The organism is uncultured Flavonifractor sp. (assembly GCF_944383115.1).
Lineage (GTDB): Bacteria > Bacillota > Clostridia > Oscillospirales > Oscillospiraceae > Flavonifractor.
In genome coordinates this window covers 1-11,413 of record NZ_CALWOJ010000070.1, presented here as the reverse complement: position 1 = coordinate 11,413, position 11,413 = coordinate 1, and the positions used below count along the sequence as shown (strand labels likewise).

General features: G+C 61.1%; 9 protein-coding genes and 2 pseudogenes. 5 read left to right on the top strand and 6 right to left on the bottom strand.

The window, feature by feature from the left end; genetic code table 11:
* Positions 1-250: 250 nt before the first annotated feature.
* The 5 genes and pseudogenes from rbr to Q0K43_RS08140 all read right to left on the bottom strand — a co-directional run bounded on the left by rbr (position 251) and on the right by Q0K43_RS08140 (position 4,672).
* Positions 251-913: pseudogene (gene rbr / locus Q0K43_RS08160) on the bottom strand (rubrerythrin).
* Between the two features lie 321 nt (positions 914-1,234).
* Positions 1,235-1,435: pseudogene (locus Q0K43_RS11735) on the bottom strand (4Fe-4S binding protein); the annotation flags it as partial.
* Between the two features lie 3 nt (positions 1,436-1,438).
* Complete coding sequence (locus Q0K43_RS08150; RefSeq protein ID WP_366086197.1) at positions 1,439-3,472, bottom strand: [FeFe] hydrogenase, group A; 2,034 nt, start codon at positions 3,470-3,472, stop codon at positions 1,439-1,441.
* A complete protein-coding gene (locus tag Q0K43_RS08145; protein WP_297290057.1) occupies positions 3,469-3,846 on the bottom strand; it encodes a Fur family transcriptional regulator in 378 nt (125 codons plus the stop codon). Before Q0K43_RS08145 ends, Q0K43_RS08150 begins: the two co-directional genes overlap by 4 nt.
* Before the next feature lie 256 nt (positions 3,847-4,102).
* The gene (locus tag Q0K43_RS08140) at positions 4,103-4,672 is read right to left on the bottom strand and encodes a uracil-DNA glycosylase (RefSeq protein WP_297290056.1); all 570 of its coding nucleotides are present in this window, start codon (positions 4,670-4,672) and stop codon (positions 4,103-4,105) included.
* 409 nt (positions 4,673-5,081) lie between these two features.
* Here Q0K43_RS08140 and aspS point away from each other — a divergent pair, with 409 nt between their 5' ends.
* The 5 genes from aspS to Q0K43_RS08115 all read left to right on the top strand — a co-directional run bounded on the left by aspS (position 5,082) and on the right by Q0K43_RS08115 (position 11,022).
* Positions 5,082-6,380 (top strand): aspartate--tRNA(Asn) ligase, encoded by a 1,299-nt coding sequence (gene aspS / locus Q0K43_RS08135; RefSeq protein ID WP_297290055.1) that lies wholly within the window; start codon positions 5,082-5,084, stop codon positions 6,378-6,380.
* Between the two features lie 12 nt (positions 6,381-6,392).
* Positions 6,393-6,680: an Asp-tRNA(Asn)/Glu-tRNA(Gln) amidotransferase subunit GatC gene (gene gatC / locus Q0K43_RS08130; RefSeq protein WP_297290054.1), complete on the top strand. Its 288-nt coding sequence runs from the start codon at positions 6,393-6,395 to the stop codon at positions 6,678-6,680.
* A 10-nt stretch (positions 6,681-6,690) separates the two neighbouring features.
* Entirely contained in the window at positions 6,691-8,130 is a 1,440-nt protein-coding gene (gene gatA / locus Q0K43_RS08125) for an Asp-tRNA(Asn)/Glu-tRNA(Gln) amidotransferase subunit GatA (RefSeq protein ID WP_297290053.1), read from the top strand.
* Complete coding sequence (gatB, locus tag Q0K43_RS08120) at positions 8,127-9,548, top strand: Asp-tRNA(Asn)/Glu-tRNA(Gln) amidotransferase subunit GatB (RefSeq protein ID WP_297290052.1); 1,422 nt, start codon at positions 8,127-8,129, stop codon at positions 9,546-9,548. The genes gatA and gatB overlap by 4 nt, the downstream gene beginning before the upstream one ends.
* 181 nt (positions 9,549-9,729) lie before the next feature.
* Positions 9,730-11,022, top strand: a complete 1,293-nt coding sequence (locus tag Q0K43_RS08115; protein WP_297290051.1) for an MATE family efflux transporter — start codon at positions 9,730-9,732, stop codon at positions 11,020-11,022.
* 58 nt (positions 11,023-11,080) lie between these two features.
* On the opposite strand, the gene Q0K43_RS08110 is transcribed toward Q0K43_RS08115, so the two are convergent.
* Positions 11,081-11,413, bottom strand: a 333-nt coding sequence (locus tag Q0K43_RS08110; RefSeq protein WP_297290050.1) for a PhoU domain-containing protein, incomplete at its 5' end; no start/stop codon positions are given.

The window sequence follows — 11,413 nt, the reverse complement described above, 5'->3', positions numbered from 1 at the left end:
CAATTCCCTTGTTCAGCAGAACAACCCTGCGTGTCTTTCAAAAAAGAACGCGCCGGCGCCACAAAAGTCGGAGCAATCTATTCTATTTGCTTCCTATTATAAAGGATATTTACAAGAAGTCAATTTCAAAATAGATGGCGCAACCATCAGGGCACCACCATCATTCGCACCGCTTTTACTTCCCCAACAGGCAGATTCAGCATTGGGGCGCTGCAGAGTAAACTCTGCAGCGCCCCGATATTTTGCAAAATCAATAGTTGTCGCAGTGGATTTCAAAGAAGCTCTTGGCGTACAGGCAGGTGGGACACACCTCCGGAGCGGCGGTACCCACTACGATATGGCCGCAGTTGCGGCACTCCCACACCTTGACCTCGCTCTTTTCAAAGACCTGGGCGGTCTCCACATTGTGCAGCAGGGCGCGGTAGCGTTCCTCGTGGCGCTTCTCAATGGCGGCCACCAGGCGGAACTTGGCGGCCAGCTCGGGGAAGCCCTCCGCCTCGGCGGTTTTGGCAAATCCGTCATACATATCGGTCCACTCGTAATTCTCGCCCTCGGCGGCATGGAGCAGGTTTTCGGCAGTGTTTCCCACGCCATGCAGCTCCTCAAACCAGAGCTTGGCATGGGCCTTCTCGTTTTCCGCAGTCTGGAGGAAGAGCGCGGCGATCTGCTCATACCCCTCATTTTTAGCCACGGAGGAGAAGTAGGTGTACTTGTTCCGGGCCTGGGACTCTCCGGCGAAGGCCGCCTCCAGATTCTTCTCGGTCTAGGTGCCGGCGTACTTGCTGGCGGCCTTGGCGGGGGCCTCCTCGATCAGTTCAAAGGCGGAGGAGGGCTGCTTGCAGACAGGGCAGAACTCCGGGGCGCTGTCGCCTTCGTGAATGTATCCGCAGACTTTGCATTTCCATTTTTTCATACTCTTTTTATCTCCTTCGGCCATGATTTCATTACAGGGGATGCGCTCCAGCAGCTCTTTGGCCGCCTGTACGGGGAAATCCGGGGCGGGCGGCGCGTCCACAAAGTCCTGCAGCAGCTGATGGGCGTTTGCGCTCTGAGGCAGCATATAGCCGGCCTCCCGGAGCAGATCTTCGTTGACCAGGCGGACGGACTTCTCCGCGGCTCTCATCAGGCGGTAAAGGCCGTCCTTGTCCGCTTGCTGAGCCAGCTGCCGGGCAATGTTCTCCTGGGCGGCCTTGTTTCCGGCCATATGATTGGCCTGGGCCACCACATCCTGCTCCTTCTTCTGCTGCGGGGGGTATTCCGTGGGGACCATAGAGATGGCGCCGCTGGGACAGGCATCGGCGCACACGCCGCAGCCCAGGCACTTGGTCACGTCAATGATGCTGTTCTCGGTGTCGGTTGCCCCGGTGGGACATACATACAGGCACAGACAGTCTTTGGTGCATAACCGCAGATTTCGTACTGCAACTTGTTTCATGGCTCAGCCTCTCCCTTCTATTTTTTCAAATTTCCATGCCGGCACCTTACACACCGGGCAGAGCTGGGGCGGGTTGTCGCCCACATAGATAAAGCCGCAGACCGTGCAGGCCCACACCTGGGTGTCCTTCAAGAAGGCCTCTCCATCCTTCTGATAACGGTTCAGCAGGGAATCCAGCATACGGGTGACCTTTTCCCCCCAGACGCAGATCCGCTGGGTGCCCCGGTCGCCGGCAGCGGCAGCAGCGGCATTGAGCCCGGGATAGCCCTGGCTGAGATCCTGCCGGATCAGCTCCATCAGCTTGTCCAGGCTGGCATCGGCCACCGGCGGCTGGGCGGCGGACAAATAGTCCGCGATTTCCCGGAACAGGGCGGCCTCCTTCTCCTGGTACTGCTTCTCGCAGCCCCGGGCCAGATTGGAACACACGGCGGACAGCTCCCCGGCGGACAGCTGCCGCATCTCACCGATATGGTGAATGGGCGCAGGCTGCGCTTTGGCCTCGTTTGCGGTCTGCTGGGGAGAGAAGGCGCTCTTGTCCGCACCACACAGGGGACATACCCAGTCCTCCGGCAGCGATTCAAAGGCAACGCCCTCTTTGGCCTCGTCATAGATATACCCGCACACTCCACAGATCCATTTTTTCACAGAATTTCCTCCCTTCTGATGAATGAGTTGACTTCGATCCTGATAGGTGGTGTGAAGCATTCGTTCCGCCAGCTCGCTGAGGGGCTGGCCGTAGAATGCCTCGTAAACCTCTTTGATCTGGGGATTTTCGTGGCTGGTGCGCAGCGTCATGGCCTCATCCCGCCGGTAGAGGGCCGCAATGCGGCTCTTGCGGATCTCATCGGCGTTTTTCGTCAGATCCTTGGGCTGTCCGCCGCCGCCGATGCAGCCGCCGGGGCAGGCCATGACCTCCACAAAGTGGTACTGCTTTCCGCTCTCCTTCATCCGCTGGAGGAAAGCGCGGGCGTTGGCGGTGCCGTAGACTACGGCCACCTGCAGGGTCAGCGCGCCGATTTCCACCTGGGCCTCCCGCACCCCTTCATAGCCCCGAACGGGGCTGAGCTGAAGCAGGGACTCCGGTGCATGCTCGCCGGTGAGATATTCATAAGCGGTGCGCAGAGCGGCCTCCATCACCCCGCCTGTGTTGCCGAAAATGACGCCGGCGCCGGAAGCCTTGCCCATCAGGGAGTCGTAGGCAGAGTCCTCCAGCGCGTTCCAGTCGATGCCAGCGGCCCTGGCCCACCGGGCCAGCTCCCGGGTGGTGATCACCTGGTCGGTGTCCCGCATACCCTCCACGCCGTGGTAGTCGGCGGCGGCATGCATCTCCTCCCGCCGGATCTCAAATTTTTTGGCGGTACAGGGGGTCAGGGCCACATGGACGATCTGCCGGGGATCCAGACCCATCTGCTTGGCAAAATAAGTCTTTACCGTGGGGCCCTGCATCCCGATGGGACTTTTGGCGGTGGACAGGTGGGGCAGCAGCTCGGGCGCATAGATCTCAGCAAAGTGGACCCAGCCGGGACAGCAGCTGGTGAACTGGGGCAGGGGGCGGTCCTGTTCCTTCACCCGGCGGATCAGCTCGCTGGCCTCCTCCACAATGGTGAGGTCGGCGGCAAAGTTGGTATCCAGCACATAGTCCACACCCAGGGCCCGGAGCAGGGCTACCATTTTCCCCTCCACAAAGGCGCCCGGTTCCATGCCGAATTCCTCGCCAAGGGCTGCCCGGACAGAGGGGGAGGTGCTGACGACCACTACCTTGTTGGGGTCGTCAATGGCCTTTTGTACCTGGGGAGCCTCGTCCCGCTCGGTGATGCTGTCCACCGGGCAGACATTGGCGCACTGGCCGCAGTAGATACAGATGGCCTTCCCGCCGGTTTGCTCCAGCGTGTAAGTACCGTGTACCCCCATCAGGTTGGTGCAGGCCTCTTTGCACATGCCGCAGCGGATACATTTTTCTTCCCAGCGGACGATGCTGGGGTTATCCCCCTCAATGGGGACACGAACAGACAGCGGTAAATGGTTCAGTTTCCTCACATTCCTTTCCTTTCAGTTTTCTTCCGGCAGTCGTCGCATAAATAGGTCAGTTTCAGATCGTACGACAAAATAGAAATACCCGCCTTCTTCTCCAGCTGCGCGGTAAGGTCTCCCAAATCAATATCCAGCAGCTTGCCGCACCTTTTGCACACCAGGTGATCGTGGCGCTGGATACGGTCATACCGGTCCGGCATTCCCTCCACCGATACCTTGCGGATCAGATCCTCCTGCCAAAGACGGTTGAGGTTATTGTACACGGTAGCCAGCACCACGGTTGGATAGGTCTGCCGAAGGGCGGCAAAGATTTCCTCAGCCGTCATATGACTGTGAGAAGCACTTACAATCTCTAAAATTTTCTTTCCATACTTGGTCATAGCCTTCAACACCAATTTAGAATTATTCTAAATTTATTATACTGATTTAACCATTTCCGTCAAGAGGCAAATCGGCAAAAATAATCGGTGCTGTTTTGGGCAGAAGCGTGCAGCACAAAAGGGGCAGATGGAAAAAGCCTCGCACGAATTCGGCTCCCTTCCGGCGTACCAAGAAGAAATCCTGTAACCACAAGGGTTACAGGATTTCTTTCATTTTCCGGGTCTCCTGACAAACTGACTGGAGCCACCCGGCTGTTCAATTGTAGGTGTGGGTGCAGATCTCCCGGATCTTGGCCTGGAGGGTCTTTAGATCCACAAAGCTCTCCGGACGCTTGGAGGGGTCCCGCAGCAGGGCGGAGGGGTGGAACATGGCCATCATCCACACGCCCGCCTTCTCCATCCACTGTCCATGCTCCCGGGTGATCTTGAAGTCGTCCTTCATCAGCCGGATAGCGGCGATACGGCCCAGGCAGACAATGATCTTGGGCCGGATCAGGGCCACCTGATTGCGCAGATATCCGATGCAGGCCTCCTGCTCAATGTTCAGCGGGTCCCGGTTTCCCGGGGGCCGGCACTTGACCATATTGGCAATGTAGACCCTGGTGCGGTCCAGGTCGATCATCTCCAGCATATCGTCCAACAGCTGGCCCGCCCGGCCCACAAAGGGCCGGCCGGTCAGATCCTCCTGCTCGCCGGGGCCCTCGCCGATGAACATGACCTCCGCGTCCCTGGCCCCCTCGCCAAAGACCACGTTGTGCCGGGTATCTGCCAGATCGCACTTGCGGCAGGCCATACACTCGGCATGGAGTTCCTCCCAGTTTTTCACGGCCCGCGCCCCCTTTCTTCGATGTTTTTCCCCATTGTAACATAGGGCGCCCCACCTTGCCTAGGGCAGATTTTGTCAAAATTCACAGTTGCTTTTCCAGGCAAAAGCGCATATACTACGCCCATAAAGGCTGCGACAAAGACCGCCCCCCGTGAGGGCCGACAGAGAATCCGGGTCACCGACTGAGAGCCCGGTCCGGCAGGATAGGGTGGCGCAACACTTTTGAGCCGGCGTTTCGAGTCCCGTTTGGGAGGTAGGGCCGCCCGTCTCACCCGCGTTAAGGGTTCCGAGTGGCGTCCGTTGCACACGACGGCGCAATTTTGGGTGGTACCGCGGAGTTTGTTCCGTCCCGAAGTCGTATTGTACGACTTCGGGATTTTTTATTTCATCATGAAAGGTTGTGAACGGTATGGTATTCCTGGCAAAACAAATCGATAAAGCGGTGGAGGGCCGGAATAACCAGCCGGTCACCCTCCACGGCGCGGTCCACGCCCTGCGGGACATGGGCGGCATCACCTTCGTTACCCTGCGTACCCCCGCCGGCCTGGTTCAGTGCGTCTGCACCCAAAAGGATGCCCTGGACGGGGTCACCGAGGAGTGCGCCGTCACGGCCGCCGGTATGTGGCGCATTGAACCCCGTGCCCCCGGCGGGAAAGAGCTGAGTGACGCAACCCTCACCGTCCTGTCCCGCCCCGCCGCTCCCCTGCCGGTGCCGCTGTCCAAAAAGAAGCTGGACTTAAACCTGGACACCGAGCTGGGCCTGCGGCCCGTGGTGCTGAGAGCCCCCAAGGAGCGGGCGGTGTTCCGCATCCAGGCCGCCATCTGCCGGGCCTTCCGGGACTACCTCCATGGGGAGGGTTTTACCGAGATCCACACCCCCAAGATCGTCCATGCCGGAGCCGAGGGCGGGTCCAACATCTTTCGCCTGGACTACTTTGGCAAGAAGGCCTTTCTGGCCCAGTCTCCCCAGTTCTACAAGCAGACCATGGTGGGGGCCTTCGAGCGGGTATACGAGGTGGCTCCCGTGTTCCGGGCGGAAAAGCACGCCACCCAGCGGCACCTGAACGAGTACACCTCCCTGGACTTGGAGATGGGCTATATCCAGTCCTTCACCGAACTGATGGAGATGGAGCAGGGCTTCCTCCAGCACCTGATGGAGCTGCTGCGGCAGGAGTATTCCGCCGAGCTGGCCCTGCTGGGTGTGGAGCTGCCCGACGCCCACCAGATCCCCGCCGTCCGCTTTGACGAGATCAAGCGGCTGGCCGCGGAAAAGTACGGCTATCAGATCCGGGACCCCTTCGATCTGGAGCCGGAGGAGGAGCACGCCATCGGCAAGTACGCCAAAGAGGAGTGGGGGAGCGACTTTGTGTTTGTTACCCACTATCCCAGCAAGAAGCGTCCCTTCTACGCCATGGATGACCCCGATGATCCCCGCTTCACCCTGTCTTTCGACCTGCTGTTCCGGGGCCTGGAGGTGACCACCGGCGGCCAGCGTATCCACGACTATGCCGCCCAGGTGGCCAAGATGGAGGCTCGGGGCATGGAAGCGGCGGAGTTTGAAAGCTACCTCATGATCCACAAGTACGGTATGCCGCCCCACGGCGGACTGGGCATCGGTCTGGAGCGGCTGACCATGCAGCTGTGTGGATTAGACAATGTGCGTCGAGCTTGCCTCTTCCCCAGAGACCGCACCCGACTGGAACCGTAAGGAGGATTGAACATGAAAATCACCGAGGATATGGTTGACTATATCTCCCAGCTCTCCCGCCTCCAGCTGCCGGCGGAGGAGAAAACCGCCATGACGGCGGAGCTGGAGCGCATCGTGGCCTATATGGATGTGCTTAACACCCTGGACACCACCGATGTGGAACCCCTGAGCCACATTTTCCCCCTGAAAAACGTGCTGAGAGCTGACCAGGTGGCCCCGTCCTTTGACCGGGAGGCCCTGCTGGCCGGGTCTCCCGCCGGGGACGGGGAGACCTTCCTGGTCCCCAAAGCGGTGGAGTGAGGTGGAAACGATGGAACTGTATGAACTGACTGCCCTGGAGCTGGCTCAAAAGCTCCACTCAGGCGAGGTAACCCAGCAGGAAGCAGTGGAGGCCGCCCGCGCCCGCATTGACGCCGCCCAGCGGTCCAACAACGCCTTCCTCACCCTCACCGACCCGGCCCCGGCGGCCGACCCGTCCGCCTCCCCCCTGGCCGGGGTGCCCATGGCCTACAAGGACAACATCTGCACCAGGGGGGTAGCCACCACCTGCGCCTCCAAAATTCTGGAGGGATTTGTCCCCTGCTACGACGCCACCGTGGTGGAGCGGCTGACCGCCGCCGGAGCGGTGTCCATGGGTAAGCTGAACATGGACGAGTTTGCCATGGGCTCCACCTCCGAGACCTCCCACTATGGCCCGGTGAAAAACCCCTGGGATCTCACCCGGGCTGCCGGCGGCTCCTCCGGCGGCGCGGCCGCAGCCGTGGCTGCCGGTGAGGTGTGGTATGCCATCGGCTCGGACACCGGCGGCTCCATCCGCCAGCCCGCCGCCTACTGCGGCGTCACCGGCATGAAGCCCACCTACGGCACCGTGTCCCGGTACGGCCTCATCGCCTACGCATCCTCCCTGGACCAGATGGGCCCCATCGCTAAGTCCGCCGCCGACTGCGCGGCGGTGCTGGATCTCATCCAGGGCAAGGACCCCCGGGACGGCACCAGCCTGGACGCCCCCGCCGGGGGGCTGCTCTCCTCCCTCACCGGCGACCTGCGGGGCAAAAAAATCGGCCTGCCGGCAGACTGCTTCGGCCAGGGTCTGGACCCAGAAGTGCGCGCCGCCGTGCTGGCCGCCGCCGAGGTATTGAAAGCCCGTGGGGCCCAGGTGGAAGAGTTTGCCCTGCCGGTGATGGAGTATGTGGTGCCCACCTACTATATCATTGCCTGCGCCGAGGCCAGTTCCAACCTGTCCCGGTTCGATGGAGTCAAGTACGGATGGCGGGCTGAGGACTACGAGGATCTCACCGACCTCTACTGCAAGACCCGCACTCAGGGCTTCGGCTCTGAGGTGAAGCGGCGTATCCTGCTGGGCACCTTCGTGCTGTCCTCCGGCTACTACGACGCCTACTACAAAAAGGCCCTCCAGGTAAAGGCCCTCATCAAGAAGGCCTTTGACGAGGCGTTTGCCAAATATGATCTGCTCCTCACCCCGGTGGCCCCCACCACCGCCCCCAAGCTGGGGGAGAGCCTCACCGACCCGCTGAAGATGTACCTCAGCGACATCTACACCGTGTCGGTGAACCTGGCGGGTCTGCCCGCCCTGTCCATGCCCTGCGGCTTTGACGGCAAGGGTATGCCCATCGGCGCCCAGCTCATCGGCCCCGCCCTGGGGGACGGCGTTGTACTCAACGCTGCCCACGCCTTCCAGCTGGACACCGGCTGGCACAAGAAAAGTCCCAAAGGAGGCGACGCCCAATGACCTGGGAAACCGTCATCGGCCTGGAGACCCATGTGGAACTGGCCACCAAAACCAAGATCTTCTGCTCCTGCACCACCCAGTTCGGCGGCGCCCCCAACACCCACTGCTGCCCGGTGTGTACCGGGATGCCGGGCGCTCTGCCGGTGCTGAACGAGAAGGTGCTGGAGTTTGCGGTGAAGGCCGGTCTGGCCCTGAACTGTGAGATCCGCCCCAAGAGCCGTTTTGACCGGAAAAACTACTTCTACCCCGACCTGCCCAAGGCCTACCAGATCTCCCAGCTCTACCTGCCCATCTGTTACGACGGCGCGGTGGACATTGGCGGCGGCAAAACCATCCGCATCCATGAGATGCACATGGAGGAGGACGCGGGCAAGCTGGTCCACGACCCCTGGCTGGACCAGACTCGGGCGGACTACAACCGCTGCGGCGTGCCTCTCATTGAGATCGTCACCGAGCCCGACTTCCGCTCGGCGGAGGAAGTGGTGGCCTACCTGGAGCGGCTGAAGGAGACCCTGCAATACCTGGGGGTGTCCGACTGTAAGATGCAGGAGGGCTCCCTGCGGTGCGACGTGAACCTGTCGGTGCGTCCCGCCGGTTCCACAGAGTTGGGCACCCGCACCGAGATGAAGAACCTGAACTCCTTCAAGGCCATCACCCGGGCCATTTCCTACGAGGCCCGGCGGCAGATCGAACGCATCGAAGAGGGCAAGCGGGTGATCCAGGAGACCCGCCGGTGGGACGAGAACAAGGACGCCACCTACGCCATGCGCTCCAAGGAGAACGCCCAGGACTACCGCTACTTCCCCGAGCCGGACATTCCGCCGCTGGAGCTGTCGGAGGAATATATCGAAGGGCTTCGGGCTTCTCAGCCGGAGCTGGCCCAGGCCAAACGGGCGCGGTATCAGGCCGACTGGGGCCTGCCCGTCTACGATACCGAGATGATTACCTCCCAGAAGGCCCTGGCCGACTTTTTCGAGGAAGTGGTGGCCCTGGGGGCCCACCCCAAGCAGGCCTCCAACTGGATCATGGGTCAAGTGCTGGGCCAGCTGTCCACCCACGGTCTGGAGGCCAAGGACATGAAGCTGACCCCCGCCACCCTGGCCAGGCTCATCGCCCTGGTTCAGGAGGGCAAGCTCAACCGTAACACCGCCGTCAAGGTCTTTGAGGCCGTCTTTGCCGACGACGGCGACGTGGATGCCTATATTAAGGAACACGGTCTGGCCCAGGTGTCCGACACCGCTCTGGTAACCACCGTGGTGGAGCAGGTACTCTCCGACAACCAGAAATCGGTGGAGGACTTCAAGTCGGGTAAGGAGAAGGCCTTCGGTTTCCTGGTGGGCCAAGTCATGCGGCAGCTCAAGGGGCAGGCGTCGCCGGCGGTGGTCAACCAACTGCTGCGGGAGAAACTTTCCTCCTGACTTCCCACAGGGGTTGACAGGTCCCTGCCCGTTTGGTATTCTAATACCCGTCAATCACATACGCGCATGGCGTCCGTCACCGGATGGGCGAGTCAACGTGCCTGAGTATATTCCGTAGGTCTTTGAAGGAATATACTCAGGCACGTTTTTTGTTTGCGGCATGGTGAGGGGAGAAACGGGAATGACACGGACCTTTTTCAAGTACATCTCATTGAATATGCTGGGCGCACTGGGCTTGTCCGGCTATATTATGGCGGACACCTTCTTTGTGGCCAATCGCCTGGGGGCCGACGGGCTGGCCGCCCTCAACCTGGCCATTCCCATCTTCGGGCTGGTCAACGGGCTGGGGATCTTACTGGGCATCGGCGGTGCCACCCGCTACTCCATCTGCCGCTATCAGGAGGATCCGGAGCGGGCCAACCGCACCTTTACGCTGGTCCTGCTGACCGGCCTGATCCTGGGGCTTGCACTCTCCCTCCTGGGGGCCTTCGGTGCCCAGCCCATCGCCCGGCTGCTGGGTTCCAACGCCGACACCCTCCCCCTGTGTACCGTCTACCTGCGCACCGTGCTGCTCTTCTCCCCCTGCTTTCTGCTCAATCACATTATGGTCTGCTTCGTCCGCAACGACGGCAACCCCAAACTGGCCATGACCGCCATGCTCACCGGCAGTCTGGCCAATATCGCCCTGGACTATCTCTTCCTCTATCCCCTGAACATGGGCATTTTCGGCGCGGCCCTGGCCACCGGCACCGCGCCGGTGATCGGATTGTGTCTCTCCTCTCTCCACATCCTCACCCGGCGCAACCAGTTCCATCCCGCAAGGCCCGCCGCGCCTGTCCGCTCCCTGGCGGACCTGGCGGGCCTGGGCAGCGCGGCCTTCCTCAATGAGTTTACCTCCTGCATGGTGCTGGCCCTCTATAACGTACTCATGCTCCAGGCCGCAGGCACCACCGGCGTGGCCGCCTACGGCATCGTGGCCAATCTGGCGCTGATGGCATTGGCCCTCTTTACCGGTCTGTCCCAGGGGGCTCAGCCCCTCATCAGCCAGGCCTGGGGCCGGGGCGACCGGCGGCAGGTCCGCGCCCTGTGCCGTCTGGCCCTTCTGACCGCCCTTCTGGTGGGGCTGGGGCTGGCCCTGACGGCGCTGTTTTCCGCCACGCCTCTGGCCGCTCTGTTCAATCGGGACGGCGACCCGGTCCTGGAGCAGATCGCCGTGGACGGTCTGCGGATCTACTTCCTGGGTTTTCTCTTCGCCGGGCCCAACATCATTACCGCCGCCTTCCTGGGGGCAACGGAGCAGTCCCGGGCCTCCTTCCTCCTCTCCCTGTTCCGGGGCGGGATAGGGATCGCTGCTATTGTGATCCTGCTGGCCTGGCTCTTTGGGATGTCCGGCATCTGGCTGGCTTTCCCGGTCACAGAGCTGCTTACTTTCTTCCTGGCCTTTGGCGCCAGTCGCAGAGCCCTTCGCGAATAAAATAAACTTCCCCCGGTTCAACCCTTGGGCTGAACCGGGGGAAGTTTTGGTTTTTGGTTTAAGCGCCGGTGGCGTCAGAGGCAATGGAAGCCCGCTCCTGAGCAATGTTCAGGGCGTGGTCGCCGATACGCTCAAAGTCGGTGAGCAGTTCGGAGAAGATGATACAGGCCTCGTCGGAGCAGCTTCCCTTCCGCATCCGCTTGAGCTGGTTGCGACGATATTCCTCCGTCATATCATCGATCCGCTGCTCCAGCGCGGAGACTTTGGTCAGCCATTTTGTGGGATCTGTGACCTCTTGCTGTAAGAGATCCAGCGCCTCCAGGCTGACCTGCTCCATCCGCTTAATCTCTTCCCGGGCCTCGGGAGAGAATTGGATGTTCTTATCATGCAT